At 70.7% G+C, this 23839-nt stretch carries 22 protein-coding genes; 15 read left to right on the top strand and 7 right to left on the bottom strand.

The annotated features are described in order from the left end of the window. Positions 1–80 precede the first annotated feature (80 nt). The gene (locus tag ACFXMV_RS08765) at positions 81–659 is read left to right on the top strand and encodes a sigma-70 family RNA polymerase sigma factor (protein WP_097210408.1); all 579 of its coding nucleotides are present in this window, start codon (positions 81–83) and stop codon (positions 657–659) included. Beyond that, entirely contained in the window at positions 652–1677 is a 1026-nt protein-coding gene (locus ACFXMV_RS08760) for an anti-sigma-D factor RsdA (protein WP_378501917.1), read from the top strand. The genes ACFXMV_RS08765 and ACFXMV_RS08760 overlap by 8 nt, the downstream gene beginning before the upstream one ends. Before the next feature lie 99 nt (positions 1678–1776). On the opposite strand, the gene ACFXMV_RS08755 is transcribed toward ACFXMV_RS08760, so the two are convergent. After that, the gene (locus ACFXMV_RS08755; RefSeq protein WP_027501780.1) at positions 1777–2181 is read right to left on the bottom strand and encodes a DUF5319 domain-containing protein; all 405 of its coding nucleotides are present in this window, start codon (positions 2179–2181) and stop codon (positions 1777–1779) included. Positions 2182–2389: 208 nt separating this feature from the next. On the opposite strand from ACFXMV_RS08755, the gene guaB reads away from it, so the two are divergent. The 4 genes from guaB to guaA all read left to right on the top strand — a co-directional run bounded on the left by guaB (position 2390) and on the right by guaA (position 8788). Continuing rightward, positions 2390–3913, top strand: coding sequence for an IMP dehydrogenase (guaB, locus tag ACFXMV_RS08750; RefSeq protein ID WP_378502875.1), 1524 nt, complete (start codon positions 2390–2392; stop codon positions 3911–3913). Between the two features lie 29 nt (positions 3914–3942). Next, positions 3943–5082 carry a GuaB3 family IMP dehydrogenase-related protein gene (locus tag ACFXMV_RS08745; protein WP_378502874.1) on the top strand — a complete coding sequence of 380 codons (1140 nt, stop codon included), beginning with the start codon at positions 3943–3945 and terminating at the stop codon, positions 5080–5082. A gap of 208 nt (positions 5083–5290) precedes the next feature. Then, a complete protein-coding gene (locus ACFXMV_RS08740) occupies positions 5291–7081 on the top strand; it encodes an FAD-dependent oxidoreductase (protein WP_378502873.1) in 1791 nt (596 codons plus the stop codon). Between the two features lie 120 nt (positions 7082–7201). Then, positions 7202–8788 (top strand): glutamine-hydrolyzing GMP synthase, encoded by a 1587-nt coding sequence (gene guaA / locus ACFXMV_RS08735; RefSeq protein ID WP_378502872.1) that lies wholly within the window; start codon positions 7202–7204, stop codon positions 8786–8788. Positions 8789–8795: 7 nt separating this feature from the next. On the opposite strand, the gene ACFXMV_RS08730 is transcribed toward guaA, so the two are convergent. The 4 genes from ACFXMV_RS08730 to ACFXMV_RS08715 form a co-directional block, all read right to left on the bottom strand. Further along, positions 8796–9209: a PspC domain-containing protein gene (locus tag ACFXMV_RS08730; protein ID WP_378499863.1), complete on the bottom strand. Its 414-nt coding sequence runs from the start codon at positions 9207–9209 to the stop codon at positions 8796–8798. A 113-nt stretch (positions 9210–9322) separates the two neighbouring features. Continuing rightward, a complete protein-coding gene (locus ACFXMV_RS08725; RefSeq protein ID WP_378499864.1) occupies positions 9323–10255 on the bottom strand; it encodes an aminoglycoside phosphotransferase family protein in 933 nt (310 codons plus the stop codon). A gap of 10 nt (positions 10256–10265) precedes the next feature. Then, positions 10266–10484, bottom strand: a complete 219-nt coding sequence (locus ACFXMV_RS08720) for a hypothetical protein (protein WP_378499865.1) — start codon at positions 10482–10484, stop codon at positions 10266–10268. Beyond that, complete coding sequence (locus ACFXMV_RS08715) at positions 10477–11880, bottom strand: PspC domain-containing protein (RefSeq protein WP_378499866.1); 1404 nt, start codon at positions 11878–11880, stop codon at positions 10477–10479. The genes ACFXMV_RS08720 and ACFXMV_RS08715 overlap by 8 nt, the downstream gene beginning before the upstream one ends. Positions 11881–12022: 142 nt before the next feature. Here ACFXMV_RS08715 and ACFXMV_RS08710 point away from each other — a divergent pair, with 142 nt between their 5' ends. Together ACFXMV_RS08710 and ACFXMV_RS08705 are read left to right on the top strand one after the other, a co-directional pair. Continuing rightward, entirely contained in the window at positions 12023–13390 is a 1368-nt protein-coding gene (locus ACFXMV_RS08710) for a PspC domain-containing protein (RefSeq protein ID WP_378499867.1), read from the top strand. Continuing rightward, positions 13387–14043 carry a response regulator gene (locus ACFXMV_RS08705; protein ID WP_378499868.1) on the top strand — a complete coding sequence of 219 codons (657 nt, stop codon included), beginning with the start codon at positions 13387–13389 and terminating at the stop codon, positions 14041–14043. Before ACFXMV_RS08710 ends, ACFXMV_RS08705 begins: the two co-directional genes overlap by 4 nt. Positions 14044–14056: 13 nt before the next feature. Here the strand turns inward: ACFXMV_RS08705 and ACFXMV_RS08700 are convergent, their stop codons facing one another. Further along, complete coding sequence (locus tag ACFXMV_RS08700; protein ID WP_378499869.1) at positions 14057–15259, bottom strand: serine/threonine-protein kinase; 1203 nt, start codon at positions 15257–15259, stop codon at positions 14057–14059. A gap of 208 nt (positions 15260–15467) precedes the next feature. Here ACFXMV_RS08700 and ACFXMV_RS08695 point away from each other — a divergent pair, with 208 nt between their 5' ends. From ACFXMV_RS08695 to ACFXMV_RS08680, 4 genes are all read left to right on the top strand, one after another. Further along, on the top strand, positions 15468–16292 hold the full coding sequence (locus tag ACFXMV_RS08695) for a hypothetical protein (protein WP_378499870.1): 825 nt from the start codon (positions 15468–15470) through the stop codon (positions 16290–16292). After that, complete coding sequence (locus tag ACFXMV_RS08690; RefSeq protein ID WP_378502871.1) at positions 16289–17857, top strand: DNA polymerase Y family protein; 1569 nt, start codon at positions 16289–16291, stop codon at positions 17855–17857. The genes ACFXMV_RS08695 and ACFXMV_RS08690 overlap by 4 nt, the downstream gene beginning before the upstream one ends. Positions 17858–17994: 137 nt before the next feature. After that, positions 17995–20088 carry a heavy metal translocating P-type ATPase gene (locus ACFXMV_RS08685; RefSeq protein ID WP_378502957.1) on the top strand — a complete coding sequence of 698 codons (2094 nt, stop codon included), beginning with the start codon at positions 17995–17997 and terminating at the stop codon, positions 20086–20088. A gap of 46 nt (positions 20089–20134) precedes the next feature. Continuing rightward, positions 20135–20887 (top strand): alpha/beta fold hydrolase, encoded by a 753-nt coding sequence (locus tag ACFXMV_RS08680; protein ID WP_378500445.1) that lies wholly within the window; start codon positions 20135–20137, stop codon positions 20885–20887. 33 nt (positions 20888–20920) lie between these two features. On the opposite strand, the gene ACFXMV_RS08675 is transcribed toward ACFXMV_RS08680, so the two are convergent. Continuing rightward, entirely contained in the window at positions 20921–21745 is an 825-nt protein-coding gene (locus ACFXMV_RS08675) for a DUF6597 domain-containing transcriptional factor (RefSeq protein WP_378500444.1), read from the bottom strand. Positions 21746–21769: 24 nt separating this feature from the next. Between ACFXMV_RS08675 and ACFXMV_RS08670 the strand changes: the two genes are divergently transcribed. Genes ACFXMV_RS08670 through ACFXMV_RS08660 form a run of 3 tightly spaced genes read left to right on the top strand, consistent with a single transcriptional unit; the run spans position 21770 to position 23820 of the window. Next, complete coding sequence (locus ACFXMV_RS08670; RefSeq protein ID WP_378500443.1) at positions 21770–22285, top strand: hypothetical protein; 516 nt, start codon at positions 21770–21772, stop codon at positions 22283–22285. A gap of 50 nt (positions 22286–22335) precedes the next feature. Next, complete coding sequence (locus tag ACFXMV_RS08665) at positions 22336–22911, top strand: YdeI family protein (RefSeq protein WP_378500442.1); 576 nt, start codon at positions 22336–22338, stop codon at positions 22909–22911. 21 nt (positions 22912–22932) lie between these two features. Beyond that, a complete protein-coding gene (locus tag ACFXMV_RS08660; RefSeq protein ID WP_378500441.1) occupies positions 22933–23820 on the top strand; it encodes a sucrase ferredoxin in 888 nt (295 codons plus the stop codon). The last annotated feature ends 19 nt before the right edge of the window (positions 23821–23839 follow it).

The following is a 23839-nucleotide window of genomic DNA, read 5'->3' as shown; positions in this document are numbered from 1 at the left end:
CGCTATCCTTCAAGCGTTCCACCGCCGGGTGGGAGCGCTCTGGAGCGGGCGCCACTGTAACGCCAGGAATCTCTCTGACGATGACTAATACGAGCGAGGAGTTGGACTCAGCCGTCGCTGCGGCAGCGCAGGGCGATCGAGTTGCCTTGTCTCGAGTGCTGGAGAGTGTTCGACCCTTGGTTGTGCGTTACTGCCGATCACGGGTCGGAGCCGCGGAAAGGGGACAACTGTCCGCGGATGACGTGGCGCAGGAGGTGTGCCTGGCAGTGATGACCGCCTTGCCGCGGTATCAGGATCAGGGCCGACCGTTCATGGCATTCGTGTACGGCATCGCTGCGCACAAGGTGGCCGACGCGCATCGGAACGCCGGGCGTAACAAAGCGGAGTCGATGGCCGAGGTACCAGATGTCATCTCCACCGACGAGGGACCCGAGAAGCTGGCTTTGGACTCGGAGACCACCCGGCAGATGAGCGCACTACTGGGAACCCTTCCCGAGAAGCATCGGGAGATCTTGGTCTTGCGGTTGGTTGTCGGACTGTCCGCGGAGGAGACGGCGGCAGCCGTTGGAAGCACGGCCGGAGCAGTACGCGTCGCCCAACACCGGGCGCTCGCGAAATTGAAGAACGAAGTTGCGAAAGCGGGTGAGATGTATGGCTAGGGGCAGCAAGCGCGGTGGGGACCACGAGGGATCGCAGCAGGGCACGTCCGGTGCCGACCTCACCCCGGACGCGTCGTCCTTCGGAGACACCGACGCGACAGCGGTCGACTTCGCCGCCATCGCACGCGACGATGCACTGATCGACGCGATCGCCGGTGACGGTCCGGTCGCGACGAACAGCCCCGAGGAGTTCGAGCTCGCCACCCTGCTGACCGCGTGGCGTGCCGAGATCCTTGCCCCAGCGATGCCCGCCGAACCGAACCTCGACCAGGTGGCCGCCGCCGTTGACCGTGAGTTGGCGACGATCGCCCCGCTGCGCCCGCACCGGTCGGGCCTGCGGCTGCTCCGGCCGATCGCGGGCGCGGCCGCTGCCGTTGCCGTGGTGATGGCCGGGCTGACCGTCTTCTCCTACAACGCCGTTCCCGGCGACCCGCTGTGGAAGGTCAAGGAGGTCGTGTTCACCGAGCGCGCCAACTCGACCGTCGCGGGCATCGACACGACCACCAGCCTGGAGGAGGCCGAGCGCCTCATCCAGGCGGGTGACCCGGAGGCTGCGCTGACGGTGCTGGAATCCGCGAACAAGCGGGTCGGTGACGTGAGCGAGTCGGCCAAGCGGGACGAGCTGACGGCCTGGCGGGACCGGCTGATGGCCGACGTCGTCAAGACCACACCCCCGACGACGACCACGCCGCCCTCGGACCCGGGGACGATCTCCGGGCTGCCGGTGGTGCCGGGCGTGACGTTGCCGGGCACCTCGGTGACCCTGCCGGTGCTGCCGACCACGGTTCCGACGGTCCCGAGCCTGCCGACCCTCCCGCCGGAGGAGACGGTGGTGCCGCCGATCACGCTGCCGACGATCACGCTGCCGCCGATCGAGACCATCGTCCCGCCGGTGGATACGACAATCCCGCCGGTGCAGACGACCGATCCGCCTGTGCAGACCACCCCGAGGGTCGAGCCGACGACCCAGAACACGCCCGCCCCGCGGGACCTGACGTCGGACGTCGCACCCAGCTGATCTGAGCAACAACGCGCTGAGACCACACACGAACGGCCCGACAAGGTGAATCCTTGTCGGGCCGTTCGTCGGTGTATCGCGGTGTGTGTCAGTCGCGGTTCAGGCGTCGAAGCCGTCGCCGTGCAGCGCCTCGTTCATCGATGCGTCCGCGTAGCCGCGGCAGTAGTCCCACGTGACGTAGGCCTCGGGGACCGGGTCGTAGGCCGGCTCGTGCGGACGCACGGTGCCGTCCACGAGCAGCTGCAGCAGGTTGGCGCGCAGCATGTCCCAGTCGTGGTAGTGATCCTGCTGGCAGTCGTCGCAGCACACGACGAGCCCGCGGATACCGCGATGACCCAGCAGTGCCTCGTAGACGGCGAGGTCGGCGAGGTCCTCCTCCACGGCCAGTCGCTCATGGGGGTCGAGGGGCTGACCCGGCTCGATCGCGTCGAGCGCGGCCGACGGATCGGAGGGGTCACCGGCGAACGGATCCGGCGGGAGACCGGGGGGCAATTGATCACGCACAGGTCCACGGTACGCAGCGCATGCGGGTCTGCGCCAGCCGTCACACTCACCGCGTTCGCTCGCACCCGTGTGCAGCCGATACCATGGTGTGCGGGTCAAGGGAATAGTTCGCCCCTTCCCGAGCATTCACGACTTATCCGCGCCGCGGGGGATCGACGCCCCCAACCAGGTGTGCCGCAACACAGTTCCAGGAAAGGTCCCGAGCCGCATGAGTATTTCCGGAGGGCACGTGCGTACCGGCGGTGACGACCCCGACAAGGTTGCGATGCTGGGACTCACCTTCGATGACGTGCTGCTGCTGCCCGCCGCGTCGGACGTGATCCCGAGCCAGGTCGACACCTCCAGCCAGCTCACCCGCGACATCCGGCTGCGGGTGCCGCTGGTGAGTTCGGCGATGGACACCGTCACCGAGTCGCGGATGGCGATCGCGATGGCGCGGGCCGGCGGCATGGGCGTGCTGCACCGGAACCTGTCGGCGGAGGCTCAGGCAGGCCAGGTCGAGACGGTCAAGCGGTCCGAGGCGGGCATGGTCACCGACCCGGTCACCTGCAAGCCGACCGACACCCTCGCCGAGGTGGACGCCACCTGCGCGCGCTTCCGGATCTCCGGGCTCCCCGTCACCGACGACCGCGGCCAGCTGGTGGGCATCATCACCAACCGCGACATGCGTTTCGAGGTCGACCAGAACCGGCCGGTCGCCGAGATCATGACCCCGGCCCCGCTGATCACCGCCCGCGAGGGCGTCACGGCCGAGGCCGCGCTCGGCCTGCTGCGCAGGCACAAGATCGAGAAGCTGCCGATCGTCGACGGGCAGGGCAAGCTGACCGGCCTGATCACCGTCAAGGACTTCGTCAAGACCGAGCAGCACCCCGACGCCACCAAGGACCGCGACGGCCGGCTGCTGGTCGGCGCCGCTGTCGGCGTCGGCGACGATGCCTGGGCGCGCGCGATGTCCCTGACCGACGCAGGCGCCGACGTGCTGGTGGTGGACAGCGCACACGGCCACTCCATCAACGTGCTCGAGATGATCACCAAGATCAAGGCCGAGGTCGGCGACCGGGTTCAGCTCATCGGCGGCAACGTCGCGACCCGAGCGGGCGCGCTCGCGCTCATCGAGGCCGGCGCGGACGCGGTCAAGGTGGGCGTCGGACCGGGCTCCATCTGCACCACTCGCGTCATCGCGGGCGTCGGAGCCCCGCAGATCACCGCGATCCTCGAGGCCACCGCCGCGGCGAAGGCGCTCGGGGTGCCGGTGATCGCCGACGGAGGCCTGCAGTTCTCCGGCGACATCGCCAAGGCCCTCGCCGCGGGCGCCTCGACCGCCATGCTCGGCTCGCTCCTCGCCGGTACCGCCGAGTCTCCCGGCGAGCTGATCCTGGTCGGCGGCAAGCAGTTCAAGAGCTACCGCGGCATGGGTTCGCTCGGCGCGATGCAGAGCCGCGGGCAGGGCAAGTCCTATTCCAAGGACCGCTACTTCCAGGACGACGTGCTCGCCGAGGACAAGCTCGTCCCCGAGGGCATCGAGGGTCGGGTGCCGTTCCGCGGCCCGCTGACCCAGGTGATCCACCAGCTCACCGGTGGCCTGCGCGCCGCCATGGGCTACACCGGCTCCGGCACGATCGAGGAGCTGCAGAACGCGCAGTTCGTGCAGATCACCGCCGCGGGCCTCAAGGAGAGCCACCCGCACGACATCACCATGACGGTCGAAGCTCCGAACTACGCTGCCCGCTAGCACCCACACAATCGAAGAAAGGGGCGCGCGTGCGCGACCTCGTTGAGATCGGCATGGGCAGAACCGCCCGTCGCACCTACGAGCTGGACGACATCGACATCGTCCCCTCCCGCCGGACCAGGTCCTCCAAGGAGGTGTCGACGGCGTGGCAGCTCGATGCGTACCGCTTCGACATCCCGGTGCTCGCGCACCCGACCGATGCCCTGGTCTCGCCCTCGTTCGCGATCGAGCTCGGCAAGCGCGGTGGGCTCGGCGTGATCAACGGCGAGGGCCTGTGGGGTCGGCATGCCGACGTCGAGTCGAAGCTCGCCGAGTTGGTCCACCTCGCCGAGACGGACGACGACCCGGACGCGCCGATCGCCAGGCTCCAGGAGCTGCACGCGGCGCCGATCCAGCCGCACCTGCTCGCGGCGGCCGTCGCGCAGGTGCGTGACGCCGGGGTCACCACCGCGGTCCGGGTCAGCCCGCAGAACGCGCGCGCGCTGACCCCGGAGCTGGTGAAGGCCGGGATCGACCTGCTGGTGATCCACGGCACGATCATCTCGGCCGAGCACGTCGCGCACGGCGAGAGCGAGCCGCTGAACCTCAAGACGTTCATCTCCGAGCTCGACGTCCCGGTGATCGCGGGCGGTGTGAGCGATCACCGCACCGCGCTGCACCTGATGCGCACCGGCGCCGCGGGTGTCATCGTCGGCTACGGCTCCACCGAGGGCGCCACGACGACCGGCGAGGTGCTGGGCATCGGGGTGCACATGGCCACCGCGATCGCGGACGCCGCGGCCGCGCGTCGGGACTACCTCGACGAGACCGGCGGGCGCTACGTGCACGTCATCGCGGACGGCGACATCAGCACCTCGGGCGATCTGGCCAAGGCCATCGCCTGTGGCGCGGACGCCGCGGTCCTCGGCGCGCCCCTCGCGGTCGCGGCGGAGGCCCCGGGTGGCGGCTGGTTCTGGCCGTCGGCTGCCGCGCACCCGTCGGTGCCGCGTGGCGCGCTGCTGCCGGTCGCGGCGGGCGAGCGCCCGTCCCTCGACCGCGTCCTGACCGGGCCGTCGGACGATCCGTACGGGTCGCTGAACCTGGTCGGAGGCCTCCGACGCTCGATGGCGAAGTCCGGCTACTCGGACCTCAAGGAGTTCCAGAAGGTCGGACTCACCGTCCGGGCCTGACCCACCTGCGTCGTGTCCGGCGCCCATTTCTGACCGAACGGACCGTTCGGGTTCACCACGAACCCAGCGGTCCGTTCGCGTGTGGCCCCGACCCCGCTGCCGTTCCTGATACCTGTCGTTACAGTTAGGCCACCCTTGTGGCATCGGTCACATGCGGCCGGTGCATACTGGCGGGTAACCAATCCAGGTTCATGGTGGAGGTGTCCAGATGGGCAAGCGTGCAACGGACTTTGATGTCCTGATCGTCGGGTCCGGCTTCGGCGGCAGCGTGACGGCGCTGCGGCTGGTGGAGAAGGGATATCGGGTCGGGATTCTCGAGGCGGGGCGTCGGTACGGGGACGCTGATTTCGCGAAGACCAGCTGGGACCTGAAGCGGTTCCTCTGGGCACCCGCGCTCGGCTGCTACGGCATCCAGCGCGTGCACCTGCTGCGCGACGTGCTGATCCTCGCGGGCGCAGGCGTCGGCGGTGGATCGCTGAACTACGCCAATACGCTCTACAAGCCGCCCGCCTCCTTCTTCGAGGACCCGCAGTGGCGTGACATCACGGACTGGCACGACGAGCTCAGCCCGTACTACGACCAGGCCCGCAAGATGCTCGGTGTCGTGCAGAACCCGCACATGACCCCCGCCGACGAGGTCATCAAGTCGGTGGCCGAGGACATGGGCGTCGGCGACACCTTCATTCAGACCCCGGTCGGCGTCTTCTTCGGCGAGCCGGGGAAGACCGTCCCGGACCCGTACTTCGGCGGCGTGGGCCCGGACCGCACCGGATGCATCGAGTGCGGCGAGTGCATGACCGGCTGCCGGCACGGTGCCAAGAACACCCTGGTGAAGAACTACCTGGGCCTCGCCGAGAAGGCGGGGGCCACCATCATCCCGATGACCACGGTCACCGGGCTGCACGAGGCCTCTGACGGGAGCTGGGACGTGGTGACCCGGCGCACCGGTGCCAAGATCCGCAAGAACCACAAGACCTACACCGCGCAGAACGTCGTGCTCGCCGCCGGCACCTGGGGCACCCAGCACCTGATGCACAAGATGAAGGACACCGGCTCGCTGCCGCGTCTGTCCGACACGCTCGGCGAGCTCACCCGCACCAACTCCGAATCGATCGTCGGCGCGGGCAAGTTGAAGGTGGACCCGGCGATGGACCTGACCAAGGGCGTCGCCATCACCTCCTCGTTCCACCCGACCGCGGACACCCACATCGAGCCGGTGCGCTACGGCAAGGGCTCGAACGCGATGGGACTGCTGCAGACACTGATGACCGACGGCGGCGGCAGCACCCCCCGCTGGGTGAAGTTCCTCGGCATCGTCGCGAAGAACCCGATGCAGATGCTTCGCATGCTCACGGTGAAGAACTGGAGCGAGCGCACCATCATCGCCCTGGTCATGCAGAACCTGGACAACTCGATCACCACCTACACCAAGCGTGGGGTGTTCGGCCGCAAGGTGACCAGCAGGCAGGGGCACGGCGAGCCGAACCCGACGTGGATCCCGGCGGGTAACGACGCCACCCGGCGGATCGCGGAGAAGATCGACGGCGTCGCGGGCGGCACCTGGGGTGAGATCTTCAACATCCCGCTGACCGCGCACTTCCTCGGCGGCTGCGCGATCGGCAAGGACCGCGAGCACGGCGTCATCGACCCGTACCAGCGGGTGTACGGCTACCCGACGCTCAGTGTCGTGGACGGCTCCTCGGTGTCCGCGAACCTGGGCGTGAACCCGTCGCTGACGATCAGCGCGCAGGCCGAGCGCGCCGCGTCGCTGTGGCCGAACAAGGGCGAGCAGGATCTGCGCCCGGCGCAGGGCGAGGGCTACCGGCGGATCAACCCGGTCGAGCCCAACAGCCCGGTGGTGCCCGCGAGTGCGCCCGCTGCGTTGGTGCTGCCGATCGTGGAGATTCGCAGCGGCGGTGCCGCTCATGAGGTCAGCGGCGGTGCCGCTCATGAGGGCAGCGGTAAGGCGCAGGAGAAGACCGGAACCGGCGCGGCCTGACCGCAGTTCGCCCCCGGAAGCCCCCGGCCCGCGCGGTCGGGGGCTTCCGGCGTTCGGGAGCCGGTGAAGCCGGTCATGGGGTGCGCGGGGCTGGCGAGCTGGGCCGATTAGACTGAGGGCGTGGCAGATACCCAGCACTCCGGCCCCACTCAGCAGCAGCCCGTTCTCGTCGTCGACTTCGGGGCGCAGTACGCGCAGCTGATCGCTCGCCGGGTGCGGGAGGCGAACGTCTACTCGGAGGTGGTCCCGCACACGGCGACCATCGAGGAGATCGTCGAGCGCAAGCCGCTCGCGGTGATCCTGTCCGGCGGTCCGTCGAGCGTGTACGAGGACGGCGCCCCGCAGCTGGACGCCCGGCTCTTCGACCACGACATCCCGGTCTTCGGCATCTGCTATGGGTTCCAGGCGATGGCGGGGGCCCTCGGCGGCACCGTCACCCACACCGGGACCCGCGAGTACGGACGCACCCAGCTCAGCGTGGACGGCGGCGTGCTGCACGAGGGCCTGCCCACCACCCAGCCGGTGTGGATGAGCCACGGCGACGCGGTCACCGATGCGCCCAAGGGCTTCGAGGTGACCGCCACCAGCGCGGGCGCGCCCGTCGCCGCGTTCGAGGACCGTGCCCGCCGCCTCGCGGGTGTCCAGTACCACCCTGAGGTGCTGCATTCCCCGCACGGCCAGCAGGTCCTGAGCCGCTTCCTGCACGAGATCGCGGGCATCCCGTCCACCTGGACCGCCGCGAACATCGCCGAGTCGCTGATCGAGCAGGTCCGTGAGCAGGTCGGCGACGGCCAGGCGATCTGCGGGCTGTCCGGCGGCGTCGACTCCGCGGTGGCGGCGGCGCTCGTCCAGCGTGCGATCGGTGACAAGCTCACCTGTGTGTTCGTCGACCACGGCCTGCTGCGGGCGGGCGAGCGCGAACAGGTCCAGCAGGACTTCGTGGCGGCCACCGGCGCGAAGCTGATCACCGTCGACGCGGTCGACACCTTCCTCGGCGAGCTCGAGGGCGTCTCCGATCCGGAGACCAAGCGCAAGATCATCGGCCGCGAGTTCATCCGCAGCTTCGAGGGCGCCGTCTCCGAGGTGCTCGGCGAGAGTGCCGCGCACGGCGAGACGGTCGACTTCCTGGTGCAGGGCACCCTGTACCCGGACGTGGTGGAGTCCGGCGGCGGCACCGGCACCGCGAATATCAAGAGCCACCACAATGTCGGCGGCCTGCCGGAGGACCTGCAGTTCAAGCTGGTCGAGCCGCTGCGGCTGCTGTTCAAGGACGAGGTCCGCGCCGTCGGACGCGCCCTCGGTCTGCCCGAGGAGATCGTCGCCCGGCAGCCGTTCCCCGGCCCCGGACTCGCGATCCGCATCGTCGGCTCGGTCGACCGGGACCGGCTGGACACGCTGCGCCAGGCGGATTCCATTGCGCGCGAAGAGCTCACGGCCGCGGGCCTGGACGGTCAGATCTGGCAGTGCCCGGTGGTGCTGCTGGCCGACGTGCGCAGCGTCGGCGTGCAGGGCGACGGCCGCACCTACGGCCACCCCATCGTGCTGCGGCCGGTCTCCAGCGAGGACGCCATGACCGCGGACTGGACGCGGTTGCCGTACGACGTGCTCGAGCGGATCTCGACCCGCATCACCAACGAGGTGGCCGAGGTGAACCGGGTGGTGCTGGACGTGACCAGCAAGCCGCCGGGCACCATCGAGTGGGAGTGACGCACAGTTACTTTCGGCTGTCCAGGTAGAGATAGCCGCCGACGAGCAGGCCCATGCCGAGTAGGCCTGCGCCGACGGGTAGTGCGCAGCCGATCGCGGTGATCGCCGTCGCGGCGGCCAGCACGATCGCGGTGGTCTTGGACTCGCCGCCGACGCCGTTGTCGAGCAGGGTCTCGCCCATCGAGCGGGTCTCGTCGGGCTTGCGCATGAGCAGCCAGGCGGCCAGGTAGACGGGGACGCCAGCGCCTGCGAACAGCAACGAGAGCAGCAGCGCCAATCGGACACTCGACGTGCTCACGTTCAGTCGCTGCGCGACGCCCGCGCTGACGCCCGCGATCATGCCCTGCTCGGGCAGTCGCGTCGGAAGATCCTGAAGGAAGGAGTCTTTCGGCTTCGTCGTCTCGGTCTCGTGTGTGGTCATGGGATCAATGCTGTCGGAGGAACGCGGCGCGCACCATCGGGAAGCACCCCGATCTTTCGCCGGACGGACTCGGGGTTGTGTCATGGTCGGTGCGCGGGCTCCGCTCCTGTGATTCAGGGTGCGGCAAGCGCGGACGGGTCGACGCCCGGATCCTCGCGGCAGGCGAGCGCGGTCGCGACCCACAGCGAACGCTCCGCATCCGTGGTCTCGCCGCTGCTCAGGTAGTCGAGGTAGTTGTCGACCTCGCGCGCGATCGACCAGCGTCGCGACAGCTCGCGGTCGAGCCCGGCGGAGTCGGCGAGGTCGTCGCAGCGCGCCCGGAGTCCGTCGCCCCGGCGAGAGCCCAGTTCCGCCAACCGATTCCAGAGCATCGGTGCGACCGCGAACTCGCCGATCGCGGCCAGGGGTTTGGGGTCGATGGCCCGCCAGCCGTCCGGCCCGGCGAGGATGTTCTCGAAGTGTAGGTCGGTGTGCACCAGCACGGACCGGCCCGCCGGTTCCCGGCATATCGTGACGGCCTCGGCGACGAGCCATTCGGGACAGGGCCTGCCGAGTCGCCGCCACAGCTGCGGCAGGTCGGTCTCCCAGCGCGCGGCGAGTTCCGGCAGTGCGTCGAAGCCGTCCCCGGGTGCGACGCTCGACAGGCCGCGCATCAGCGCACCCCAGATCGGGATCGCCTGCGGCACCGGTACGTTCATCAGCGACCGGGTCTGATCCAGGCGTTCGAGGAGAATCACTTGATGTGCGGGGTCCGCACGCAGCATGCGGACCGCGCCGCTGCCGTCCCAGCGCTCGAGTGCCTCCGACTCCAGTTCGGACTCCGAGCTCGGGTACGAGACCTTGAGTGCGGCGGGGGTGCGGTCGGGGAGCAGAACCGGGATCACGATGGCGACGTTGCCGTGCCAGACCTGCGTTCCGTCCCTGGTGAGCCCCCACTCGTCCAGGTGGCGCGCGACGAGGGCAGGCAGCTCCCGCAACCACGCCTCGGCGTCCGGAGCGTATGACCGCACCCGGACGCCGTAGGAGGTGGGAACCGTCAGGGTCACGTGGGTGACACTACTTTCGACGGCCGGGGGCGAAGACGAGGATCACCCCGACCGCCACCGCGGCGATCACGAGGATCCACCGGAACTGGGCGTCGCCAAGGGATTCGAAGCGATCCGGTCCGATCAGGGCCCACCCGCTGACCAGCAGCGCGGCCAGACCCGCCAGCAGTAGCAGGGCGGAGGGGCGGCGCGTGCCGGCCTTCACGTCGGTTTCGGGGTTCTCAACCACGGTTCACCACCAGTTCTCCGGCACCGCCGGTCATGTTGAGCGTCAGCACGGGGCCGCCGATTCCGTCGGCGCCGCCGTCGATGCCCTCGGGAAGGCATTTCGCCTCCCCGAACGTCACCGAGCAGGTGTTCTTGACGTCCATGTTCGGGGGGACCGTGACCGTGAAGCTCCCGAGGCTGTTGTTGATGTCCACCGTCTTGTCCTTCGTGAGCGTGATGGGGCTCAGGTCGAGGGCGAAATCACCGGCCGTCGTGGAGTATTCGGACTGTACGTCGACCTCCGTGAGCGGCTTCCACTGGTGCTCTCCGACTTTCGCGCTGTCCAGGTCCACCGGCCCGATCAGCGACGCCAGCAGCACGAAACCCATCAGCGGACCCGTGATAACCAGCAGTCCGTAACCCCTGCGCAGGAAGGCCCCGATGAGCAATCCGATGCCGATCACCGCGAGCGCGACCGCCCCGATCCTGGCTGGGGAGAGCCAGTCCGCGCCGGTGGCGGAGCTGAGCGCCCAGGTGCCGGCCGCCGCGATGATGGCGAGGCCGAGCACCGTCGTGGTCAGTCGGGACTTCGGCTGCTTCGGGGGTGTGGGCGGCGCAGGGGGCGTCGGCTCGGGCAGATCCCACGCGAAGGGTGCCACGCCGAGCGGGTCCCAGGACGGTGGCTGCGGAACGTCCGTCGTGGCCGCGCCGGTGGCGGCACGTTCCTGCACGGATGCCGCCGCCGCGGAGGCCTCCGGAGTGACGGCGTCTGTGCCCGAGGTCGCTGCCTGCGCCTGCTCGGCGGCGAGGGGGTCGGACGGCGCCGGGGTGGCCGGGGCCGAGGGCTCGTAGGTCTTGGGCAGGTTCGTGTAGGCGCTCGGCATGGTGTAGCCGCCGGTGGCATACGAGGCAGGGAACGAGGTGCCCGGGTAGCCGGTGATCGGCGGCGGGTAGCCGGCATCGGCCGGGTAGGCGGCCGCGGGCAGCGGCGGCGGCACCGGCCTGCGCTGATGTAGCAGCCACAGGCCGCCGAGCATGAGCGCGAGGCTGATCAGGCCCGAGCCGCCGAGCCCGACACCGACCGGGCCGAGCGTGCTCAACGCGATGATCAGCGCCACCGCGAGGACGACCGTCTTGGTGCCGGACTCCGAGCTGCGGCCCCGGCCGACGAGCGACTCGGCTGCTGAGGTCTGGTCGCCTGCCTGTGGGAGCAGCAACCAGCAGGCGAGATAGAGGACGATGCCGACGCCCCCGAAGAAGGTCGACACGGCGAAGGCGACCCGGATCAGGACCGGATCCACGGAGTACCGGTAACCGATGCCCGCGGCCACGCCCGCGATCGGCCCCTGCTTGGGCAATCGCACCGGCCGGGTGCGCCACAACTCGTGCAGCTGTTCGTGGAAGCTCGGATTGCTCATGTGACCATCGTCGTCGGCGCGGGGCGCGGCGCCTATCGGGAAGAACCCTGATCTTTCGCCGACGACCGGGTCGGGGTGTCCGGGGGAGATCAGGGTCCGACCCTGATGCGCGCCGGGGCGTACGCGTGCCACCATCGACGTTGTGCAGCCGGTTTCGCGTGCCCTCACCCCGGGTGAGGCCTCCAGCCCCCGCCTCGAGCGCCGTGTCGGCGGTCGGGTGGTCGGCGGTGTCGCGGGCGGGATCGCCGATCATCTCGGTATCGACGTGCTCAAGGTCCGGGTGGCGTTCGTCTTCCTGGCCGCGCTGGCAGGCGCGGGCATCGTGGCGTACGGGCTGCTGTGGATCTTCACCCCGCCGGGGTCGGACACCCAGCGCCCGAGCCCCGTCGAGCGCCGCCGAGCCTTCGGCCTCGCGGTGATCGGTTTGGCGCTCTCGGCCGGGCTCACGTGGCTGCTGAGCGGCAGCGCAGCCTCGATGATCGTCCCGGTGATCGTGGTCGCCGTCGGTGCGGCGCTGGTGTGGCGTGAGTTCGATTCGGGCGGACCGCGTTCGGTGCTCGGACTTCCGCAGCGGCCCACGGTGCTGACCTGGGCGCGGGTGCTCGGTGGAGCCACCCTCATCGTCATCGGGCTCGGTGTGGTGGTGCTCGCGCGCGTCGACCTGAACTCGCTGCGATCGTCGCTGCTGGCTGTGGTGGTGACGCTGATCGGCGCCGGATTGTTGACGGTGCCACTATGGCTGCGCATGTGGCGGGATCTGAGCGAGGAGCGCGGGGCCAGGATCCGGAACGAGGAGCGCGAGGAGATCGCTTCGCACCTGCACGATTCGGTGCTGCAGACCCTGGCGCTGATCCAGAAGCAGGCCGACCGTCCGCAGGAGGTCATGCGGCTCGCGCGTGGGCAGGAGCGCGAACTGCGTAAATGGCTGTTCGACGGCGGGGAGGCCGCGCACGCCAGCCTGGCCGAGGCGCTGCGGACCATCGCGGGCGAGGTCGAGGACCAGCACGGCATCACGGTGCGTCCGGTCACCGTCGGCGACGTGCGGCTCGACGTGGACGCCGCGGAGTCGGGCCTGTCGAAGGAGAGCTTCACCGCATTGTTGGGCGCCACCCGTGAGGCCCTGGTCAACGCCGCCAAGCACTCCGGCGAGACGAACGTCGACCTGTTCGCCGAGGCGGAGGCCGACGAGGTGAATGTGTTTGTGCGCGACCGAGGTATCGGCTTCGACGTGGAGACGGTGCCGGAGGATCGGCAGGGCCTGGCCAAGTCGATCAGGGCTCGGGTCGAGCGCCGCGGCGGACGGGTGGAGGTGCGCTCCACAGTGGGGCGTGGGACCGAGATCCGGATTCAGATGCCCCGCAATGGCAATGGTCACGACACCGAACCGGGCGAGGGCGACGGCCGCGACGTACCGCAGTCGGCGGAGGAGGCCGCTGTTCTAGAGTGGTCGCAGCAGTTGATGCAACCCGATCCCGAGATCAGGCCCAGACCCGAGGAGCAGCCCAGGTGACCACTCCCGGAACCGCCTACCGCGTATTCCTGGTCGACGACCACGCCGTGTTCCGTTCCGGGGTGCGTGCCGAGCTGGGCTCGGAACCGGACATCGAGGTCGTCGGCGAGGCGGGCGGGGTGGCCGAGGCGATCGCGGGCATCAACGCCACGACGCCGGACGTGGTGCTCCTGGACGTGCACATGCCGGACGGCGGCGGGGTCGCCGTCCTCGGCGGCATCGCGTCGGGCCCGGTCTGCCTGGCGCTCAGCGTGTCCGACGCCGCCGAGGATGTCATCGCGGTGATCCGGGCGGGCGCGCGTGGCTATGTCACCAAGACCATCTCCGGATCCGAGCTCGCGGACGGGGTACGCCGGGTGGCAGGCGGCGACGCGGTGTTCGGGCCTCGGCTGGCGGGCTTCGTGCTCGACTCGTTCACGGGTAAGTCCGCTGCGCCCGAGCCGCCGCTCGATCCGGAACTGGACTCGCTCACCCCGCGCGAGCTGGAGGTGCTGCGGCTGCTCGCCCGTGGCTACACCTACCGCGAGATCGCCGAGGACCTGGTGATCTCGGTGAAGACGGTCGAGACCCACGCCTCGAACGTGCTGCGAAAGACCCAGCAGTCCAACAGGAATGCGCTCACCCGCTGGGCGCATCGACGCCAGATCGACTGAGGATCCCGATCGGCTACGCGCTGAAAAGCGCGACGGTCAGGACGACAACGGCGATGGCGGCGATCGCGATGAGCGTCAACACGAGCGCCATCGGCGGGGTGGGTACCGAGTGGCGAGCCGTCCCCGTGGACGGTTGCGGCACCTGGCCCGGCGCCTGCGGCACTCTGGGACCGGGGCGGGGGACATTGCCGAGCGGGACGTTCTGGTCGACCGCGGGCAGGCCAGCAATGGTGCTGGTGGGCAGCCGGTTCGAGCGGCGCCCGTGCCCGGTCGCGGCGCCGCGCCTGGCCCAGAACGGAACCGTGCCGTCGGCTTCCAGCAGGGGTGCGTCGAGGACGTAGGCGACGTTGCCGCCCGCACCGGCGGCGAGCGAGGCGAGCAGGTCGCGGGCCTGGGCCATGGTGGGCCGACGGGCGGGGTCCGGCTCGAGCATGTGCAGCAGCGCGTCGGTGACCTCGGCGCTCTTGACGGGCCGCATGATCTCGGCCTTTGCCACCCGGTGCAGCAGGGCGATGGAGTCCTCGTCGATCCCGAACGGCGGTTGGCCCTCGGTGGCCGTGTACAGCGTGGCGCCGAGCGAGAACACATCAGAGGCCTCGGTGGGATCGCCGCCACGAGCAACCTCCGGCGCGAAATAGGCTGGGGTGCCGGTGATCACGCCGGTCTCGGCGGGGGCGGCGTCGCTCTTGGCCCTGGAGATGCCGAAATCGCTGATCTTCACGGTGCCCGCCGCCTGCCCCCGGTCGGCGATGAGGATGTTGCCCGGCTTGATGTCACGATGCACGATGCCGGCCGCGTGCGCGTCGACCAGGGCGTCGGCCACCTGTGCCCCGATCTGCGCGACCTGGAGCGGCGGCAGCGTCTCGGTGACGTTGAGGGCCTGGGCCAGGCTGCGTGAGGGCAGATACTCCATGACCAGCCACGGGTCACCGTGCTCGAGCGCGACGTCATACATGGCGATCGCGTGGTCGTGGGACAGCTTCGCCGCGATCCGGCCCTCGCGCATGGCCCGCGCCCGGACCTCCTGCGCGGCCTCGTCGGTCAGCCTGGCCGTCGAGGTGACCTGCTTGATGGCGACCTCGCGGTGGAGCAGCGTGTCCTGCGCCAGCCAGACCGCGCCCATGCCGCCGCTGCCCAGTTTGGAGCGCAGGCGATAGCGACCCGCCACCAGGTAATCCGGTCCGACGATCCGCTGCGCCTGTTCTTGCTCCGTCACATCCGTGAGGTTAGTGGAGGGCTCGTCGAGGCGTCACGAGTGGACGCTGAACTGGCGGTTTCCCGGCGTCTTGACGGATGTCGGGGGGAGGGTCTTTACTGAAGAAGTTCGAAAGAGTGTTCGATAACCGCGTCTTCCCCGTGGGTGATCGGCCGGCCGTGAACGGCGGCTGGAATGACGGCGGGAGACGTGTGACGTGATTGGTGCGATGGCCGAGGAGGCCGAATCGGCACAGTCTGCGGGGCCCGATGGCCCGGCGGGGCTGGCCGGGTTGTCGAGGCAGGATCGGCTCGAGCAACTCCGGCGCCGGATGGCAGCCGTACCCGCGCGGGGCGAATCGGTGGCGGCCCGACCCGTGGTGTCGCAGCCTGCAGAGTCCTCGGGACTTCCGCGGCCGGCCGGTTCGTCGCCGGACGTGCTCCCGGTTCCGCCTGCGCTGGCATCGCTGCTGCCGCGCGGGGGGCTGGCGCGGGGTTCGGTGGTGTCCGTGGCGGGGGCGGGTTCGCTGCTGCTCGGCCTGCTCGCCTCGGTCACGGAGGCCGGAGGTCACGCGGCGGTGATCGGGCTGCCCCGGCTCGGTCTGCTGGCGGCAACCGAGATGGGCGCCGAACTCGGCAGGCTCGCGCTGATCCCGGACCCGGGGCCGGACCCGGTGGAGGTGGCGGCCGTTCTGCTCGACGGGCTGGACCTGGTGGTGCTGGGTCTCGGCGGGCTCGCGGTGCCGCCCTCTCGGGCGCGTGCGGTGGTGGCGCGGGCGCGGAGCAAGGGCTCGACCCTCGTGGTGACCGGCGGGCACTGGGACGGCGCCGAGATCCGGCTCGAGGCCACGGTGTGCGGGTACGACGGGATGGGGCAGGGCGCCGAACTCGGGCGCGGGCGACTGCGCGCGCTCCGGCTGGCGGTCAGTGCCAGGGGCAGGGCGTTCCAGCCCCGCACCACTCGTCTCGATCTGCGTCCGGTTCGCGGCCGGGTGGAGTGGATGGAGGCGACACCAAGGCAGCCGGGGGCGCTCCCGGACGTGGTGTCGCTGTGACCGCCACCGATTCCGCGCGGGTGTTGGCGTTGTGGTGTCCCGACTGGCCGGCGATCGCCGCCGCGGCGGCGGCGGACCTGCCCCCGACGGAACCCGTCGCGGTGACCCTGGGCAATCGGGTCGTCGCCTGCTCGGCGACCGCGCGGTCGGAGGGGGTGCGCAGGGGGTTGCGTAGGAGGGAGGCGCAGGGGCGCTGCCCGCGGCTGCACGTGTTCGCCGGTGATGCAGGCCGGGACGCTCGGCTGTTCGAGCCGGTTGCGGCGGCGATCGACGCGGCGGCGCCTGGCGTGGAGGTGCTGCGGCCCGGGCTGCTGGTGCTTGCCGCGCGTGGGGTGAGCCGCTATTTCGGCTCCGAATCGGCGGCCGCCGAGCGACTGATCGACGAGGCCTCGGCGGCGGGGGTGGAGTGTCAGGTGGGGGTCGCGGACGAGCTCTCCACCGCAGTGATCGCCGCCCGCAGGGCCGCGCTGGTCCCCCCGGGCGGGGGTGCCGGGTTCCTCGCCCCGATCCCGGTTGCCGAGCTCGCCGCGGAGCCAAGCCTCGCGGGGAAGGGCCGCGCGGACCTGGTCGACCTGCTGCACCGGCTGGGGCTGCGGACCATCGGAGACTTCGCGTCCCTGACCCCGGTGGCGGTGGCGTCCAGGTTCGGCTCCGATGCGGTGTTGGCGCACCGCAGCGCCCGCGGGGAGCCCGAGCGCCCGCCGTCGGCGGGGCGGATGCCGCCGGACCTGGAGGTCGAACAGCACTGTGATCCGGCGATCGACCGGGTGGACGCCGCGGCCTTCGCTGGGCGGGCGCTGGCCGAGCGGCTGCATGCCAAGCTGTCCGCCGCGGCGGTGGCGTGCACCCGGCTGCTGGTGCACGCGAGTACCGGTAACGGGGAACACCTTTCGCGCACCTGGCGGTGCGCGGAACCGCTCACGCCCGAGGGCACGGCGGACCGGGTGCGTTGGCAGCTGGACGGCTGGCTCACCGGGCGCAGCGAGTCGCGGCCGACGGCGGGCATCGAGGTGTTGCGCCTCGAGCCGGTGGAGGTGGTGGCGGCGGGCGCGCTGCAGCTGGGGTTGTGGGGCGGGGTCGGCGCCGAGGACGAGCGGGCCAGGCGGGCGCTGGTCCGAGTGCAGGGCCTGCTCGGGGGTGACGCGGTTCAGGTGGGCGTGCTCAGCGGCGGCAGGGGGCCGTTCGAGCGGGTCACCCTGCTGCCGCTCGGGGATGAGCTGCGGCCCGCAGCGGACCCCTCCGCACCCTGGCCTGGACGGCTACCCGAACCGTCGCCCTCGGCCGTGTTGTCGGGCAGGCCGACGGTGGCGCTGGAGGGGGCGGACGGGTCGGCGGTGCTGGTCACCGGGCGCGGCGCGTTCAGCGCGACGCCGGTCCGGCTGCGCTGGGGGCGTCGAGAGTGGGAGCTGCAGGGCTGGGCGGGGCCGTGGCCGGTGGACGAACGCTGGTGGGATCCGGCGTCGGCGCAGCGGGCGGCCCGGGCGCAGGTGCTGCTGGACGAGCCGAAGGCGTTGCTGCTGCTCTGCGCGGAGGGGGTCTGGACCGTGGAAGGCGTGTACGAGTGAGCCGGGCGCAGCGCCGCACCGCGTCGCATTACCCCTCGCCGCATACCCCCAATGGGTATATTCTTCGTGTCATGACTTCGGACCGCGGAACTCATGCCGGACATCACGCGCCCTCCGGTTCGGGGCACGATCCGGCGATGGCCCCGGATCCCGCCGGCCCAGGCGCGCACGGTCAGGGCCTGCCCATGGAACACAGCGGACATGAAGACCGAGGCGGTCACACGGGCCATGCCGGTCGCGGCGGCCATGCCGACCACGTCGGACAGTTCCGGCGACTGTTCTGGATCATGCTCGCGATCGCGGTGCCGGTGGTGCTCGCCAACGCGATGTTCGCCGACCTGATCGGGTACACGTTGCCCCACGACGGGCCGGTCACCTGGATCTCGCCGGTCCTGGGCACGGTGATGTACGTGTGGGGCGGCAAGCCGTTCCTCACCGGCGCGGTCGCCGAGATCAGGGCCCGCCAGCCGGGGATGATGCTCCTGATCGCGCTGGCCATCACGGTGGCCTTCGTCGCGTCCTGGGGCGCGAGCCTCGGGATCCTGAACCACGAGCTCGACTTCTGGTGGGAGCTCGCGCTTCTCATCGTCATCATGCTGCTCGGGCACTGGATCGAGATGCGCTCGCTCGGGCAGGCCTCGAGCGCGCTCGAATCGCTTGCCGCGCTGCTGCCAGATGAGGCAGAGCGGCTCGATGGTGACGAACCGGTCACCGTGCCCACCTCCGAGTTGACGACCGGCGACCTGGTCATCGTCCGGCCAGGCGGTCGGATCCCGGCGGACGGCACGGTCGTCTCCGGCGCGGCAGACGTGGACGAGTCGATGATCACCGGCGAATCGGCTGCGGTGCGGCGCGAGGCAGGCGACCGGGTCGTCGCGGGCACCGTCACCACCGACTCGGCACTGCGCGTGCAGATCACCGCGGTCGGAGACGACACCGCGCTCGCAGGCATCCAGCGGTTGGTGAGCGAGGCGCAGAGCTCGTCGTCGCGGGCCCAGGTGCTTGCGGACCGGGCCGCGGGCTGGCTGTTCTGGTTCGCGCTCGGCGCCGCGGTTCTCACCGCCATCGCCTGGCTGATCCTCGGTACCCCCGAATCCGCGGTCACCCGCACCATCACCGTTCTCGTCATCGCCTGCCCGCACGCGCTCGGCCTGGCGATCCCGCTGGTCGTCTCCATCGCCACCGAGCGGGCGGCCCGCGCCGGGGTGCTCATCACCGACCGCAGGGCCCTCGAGTCGATGCGGACGGTCGATGCCGTGCTGTTCGACAAGACCGGAACCCTCACCAAGGGGGAGCCAGCCGTCGTCGCGGCCGCGGCCGCGGCCGCGACCGGGTACACCGAGGACCAGGTCATCGAGTTGGCCGCCGCGGTCGAACGCGACAGCGAACACCCGCTCGGCCGGGCCATTGTCGCCGCGGCGGAGCAGCGTGGTCTCGCGGTACCGCCTGCAACCGGGTTCCAGGCGCGTAACGGGGTCGGGGTGACCGCCACCGTCGCGGGCGGCGAGGTCAGCGTCGGCGGGCCGGGGATGCTCGCCGGTCATGGGCTGGCCGCCCTGCCGCAGGCGGGCGACTGGTCCGGCCAGGGCTCGACGGTGCTGCACGTGATCCGGGACGGCGCGGTCGCCGGGGCCGTCGCGCTCGCCGACGAGATCCGCCCCGAATCGAAGCAGGCCATCGACGCCCTGCACGAGCGCGGCGTGCACGTCGCCATGATCACCGGGGACGCGGAGGCGGTCGCGCATTCCGTGGCGCAGCGCCTGGGAATCGACGAGGTCTTCGCCGGGGTCCTCCCACAGGACAAGGGCGCCAAGGTCAAGGCACTGCAGTCCGCCGGTCGCAAGGTGGCCATGGTCGGGGACGGCGTCAACGACGCGCCCGCGCTGGCGCAGGCCGACGTGGGGATCGCGATCGGCGCTGGCACCGATGTGGCCATCGCGTCCGCGGGCGTCGTGCTCGCCAGCGACGACCCCCGCTCGGTGCTGTCGGTGATCGAACTCTCCCGCGCCACCTACCGGAAGATGATCCAGAACCTGACCTGGGCGGCCGGGTACAACCTGATCTCGGTGCCGCTCGCGGCCGGCGTGCTCGCGCCATGGGGCTTCACCCTCCCGATGGAGGTCGGGGCGCTGCTGATGTCGGCATCGACGGTGGTCGTGGCGGTCAACGCACAGCTGCTGCGGCGGCTGGACCTGCGGCCCTCGGTCATTCTCGCGAAGCGGTCTGGGTAACCTCACTTCGAGGCCACAGAACTTCGAAGGGCGGTTGCCGACGGTGATGCTGATGACTGCCACGACCGCCGACGACGTCGAGCTCTCCTTCCGCGATTCCGGTGGCGACGATCCGGTGCCGGTGATCCTGGTGCACGGCATGGGCGGCGACAACCGCACCTGGGACCGGTTCGCCAGGACCCTGGTCGGCCGGGGGCGCCGGGTCATCGCCATCGACCTGCGCGGCCACGGACGCAGCGCGCACGCGCCGTCCTACCTGTTCGCCCAGTTCGGCGCCGACGTCCTGCACCTGTGCGACCACCTGCGGCTCGAACGGGTCGACCTGGTCGGGCACTCGCTCGGCGGGCACGCGGCCTCGCTGGTCGCGCAGGCGCGACCAGACCTGGTGCGGCGGCTGGTCCTGGAGGAGGCGCCGCTGCCGCTCCGGACCGGCGAGACGCTGGGCCGGATGAGCAGCCGACTGCCGACTCCGGTCGAACTCTGGCATGCGGTGACCGGGCTGGTCCGGCACCCCCGCGCGGTCATCGCCTTCGACCGGTCGATGACCCGCAGCGCGCTCGCACAGTTCCGCGAACCGAATCCGCAGTGGTGGCAGAACCTGTCCGAGATCACCGCATCCACCCTCGTGATCAGCGGAGGCCCGGGTGGGATGGTCGACCCGGGCCGGCTGGCCGCGGCCACCGCCGCGATCCCGCACTGCGATGCCGTGACGATCAAGGTCGGCCACAGCGTGCACCGCGACCGGCCGAGTCAGTTCGAGGCCGCCGTGACGGCGTTCCTCGAGACGGGCAATCGCTGACGGGCAGTCGGTCACCGACCCGGACGCCTGCACCTACCCGCGCGGCTCCGACCGGCCGCCGATCTGCCGCGCGTACGCTGCGGGCGAGGTCCCGACCGCCGCGGTGAACGCCCGGATCAGGTGCGCCTGGTCGCTGAACCCCAACCGCTCGGCCAGTTCCGTCCACACCACCGGTTGCCCGCTGTGTGCCCGCTCGGCGGCGTCGAGCAGGCGGTGGCGCTGGATCACCCACTTGGGTCCGATTCCGACGTACTCGGTGAACATCCTCTGCAGGCTGCGCACGCTGATCCCGGCCAGCGCGGCCACCTCGTCGACCCGGTGGATGTTCGGGTCGCTGTCGATCCGTTCCATCAGGGCGGCCACTGTCTCGGTGGACGGATCCGGTTCCGGTCGAACGGATTCGAGGTAGTCCTCGACGAGTGCGGTCATCTCGTCGTCGTCCACCGTGGCGAGGGCCGCCGCCGCGACCGGTGCGTCGTCGTGACCGAGGATCTGCCCGGCGGGCAGCACGGTGCCCTCGAGCGCGCCGACGCTCGAACGCAGGAACGGCCGGAACCCGCCCGCCCGGAACGCCACGCCGATCACGTGCCCGGTCCCCAACAGCTTGCGGCTGAACGGATCGCGGCTCACCCCGTGCACGAGCAGCCGACCGTCCTCGGCTGCGAGGTGGATCTTCGGTTGCGGCAGCACCTGCTGTTCGTGCGCCCCGTCGACGGACCAGTGCACGATCCAGATGTACTCGACAAAGGGGCGCAGCGACTCTCGGGGGTGCCGCCGCGCGACGGTGAATCTCCCGGCGGCCTCGTCGGGGTGCAGCACCGCCTCCGGTGTGCCGTGGGGTGGGGTCGACTTTGTCATCGCCATCGATCCTACGATCGGGATATGACAATGACTGCGCTCGACGGCAAGCTCATCGGCTGGTCCGCCGCGTATCTGCTCTCGCAGGCCAATATCGCGCGGTTGCTCGGCCCCGCCGCGCCCAAGCTCCTCAAGACCCAGACCGCGATGTCCGCGCGGGCCTACCGGGACGTCCTCGACAGCATGGACGAGGCGGAGACCGCCCGGTTCCGCAGTCATTTCGGACCCGACATGGTGCACCCGGCGATCTACGCGGTGGCGTTGTGCACTGGGGCCAAACGGCTCGGCCAGCTCACCGAGATGTCCCCGACCACCCGCCGGGTCCTGTACGCGGCACCGGTCGTCTCCGCCGCCGCGGACTACGTGGAGAACGTGGTCGACCTGTATCTGCTCGACCATCGCGACCGCATCACGGACCCGGTGGTGCGCGCGACCTCGACGGTCAGCATCACCAAGTGGGTGCTGAGTATCGGCGCGCTCGCGTACCTGTCCCAGGGCTTCGTGCGGGTGTGGGCGGGCATGGCGACCGACCGCCGGTAGCGGGCGCGTTTGTTCAAGACCCTGTCGTGGTCGCCGCCTACGGTTGGGCAATGGCAGTCGAACGCAGCATCGAGCACTTCCCGGACCAGGCGAGCTTCCGCCAGTGGCTGGCCGTGCACCACGACAGCTCACCCGGCATCTGGCTCAAGCTCGCGAAGAAGGGGTCGGCCCAGACCAGCCCCAGTTGGGACGAGGCCGTCGAGGTCGCGCTGTGCTTCGGCTGGATCGACGGTCAGGCCCGCAAGTGTGACGACGACTTCTCGCTGCGCGGTTTCACCCCTCGGCGCAGGCGCAGCCCGTGGTCGAAGCGGAACCGGGAGAAGGCCGAGCGTCTGGTCGCGGAGGGACTGGTGCATCCGTCGGGGCTGGCGGAGATCGAGGCGGCCAGGGCGGACGGCCGCTGGGAGCGGGCCTACGAGGGCCAGTCCACCGCAACCGTGCCGCAGGACTTCCTGGACGCGTTGGCTCGAGTCCCCGTCGCCGAGGAGTTCTTCGGAACCCTGAACAAGGTCAACCGCTTCGCGGTCTTCTACCGGCTACAGGACGCGAAGAAGCCAGAGACCCGCGCCCGCCGGATCGAGAAGTTCGTGCAGATGTTTGCCGAGGGCAAGAAGATCCATGAGTGACGACGCGGGCACAATGGTCGGGTGACCGACCCAGCCACCGCGCCGACCTGCTCCGCGCTGTCCGAGACGGACGAACCGCTGCCGGGGACCGCGGCGCACGTCACCGGCTGGCTGTGCCTCGAACACCCCGGTGCCTGGGGGCGCGACGTGCTCGGCGGCGAGGCGCTCGGGACCGAGCTGTCCAAGGAACTGGAGCGACGGACCGAGGCAGCCGGGGTACGGCTGCTCCTGATCCGCAGGCCCGGGCGGGTGACTGCGCCACCGAGCAGGCGCACCGTGCTGATCGGGCGCTCGGATCCGTCCGGCGCCTGGTGCGAGCGGCTCGAGGTGTCCGATCCCGCCGCGCTGCTGGACCTCGATCTCGACCTGCCCGCGTCCTCACCGGGGATCGGCAGGCCGGTGACCGATCCGGTGATCCTGGTGTGCGCGCACGGCAAGCGCGACGTGTGCTGCGCAGTGCTCGGCAGGCCGATCGCGGCGGAGCTGTCCGCGCGGTTCGGGGATTCGGTGTGGGAGTGCTCGCACACCGGTGGTCACCGGTTCGCGCCGTCGATGATCCTGCTCCCGACCGGGTACACCTATGGGCGGCTCGGTGCGCAGCAGAGCGCCGAGGCGGTGATCGCGGCCGGCCGCGGCGAGGTCCAACTCGAGGGCCTACGCGGCCGCAGTTGCTGGGACGCGCCAGGGCAGGTCGCGGAGATCGCGGTGCGGGAGCAGGTTTCGGCGAGCGACTCCGATCTCGTGGTGGACGAGTCCGGCCCGATGCCGGTGGTCCGCCATCGCGACGGGAGGGCCTGGACGGTGGAGCTGTCCCGGACCGAACTGGACCCGCGCCCGCCGAGCTGCGGCGCCGCGTCGAAGGCCGTGGTCGCGTTGGTGGCGGAATCGGTGCGGCCGCTTGCCGCGTGATCGCCGCGGGCCCTGGGAC

Origin of the sequence: Rhodococcus sp. NPDC059179 (assembly GCF_042754885.1) — a bacterium.
In the GTDB taxonomy this organism is placed as follows: Bacteria; Actinomycetota; Actinomycetes; order Mycobacteriales; family Mycobacteriaceae; genus Rhodococcus_G.
Note: the sequence above shows the minus strand (reverse complement) of the source record. Positions and strands in the feature narration are given on the sequence as shown.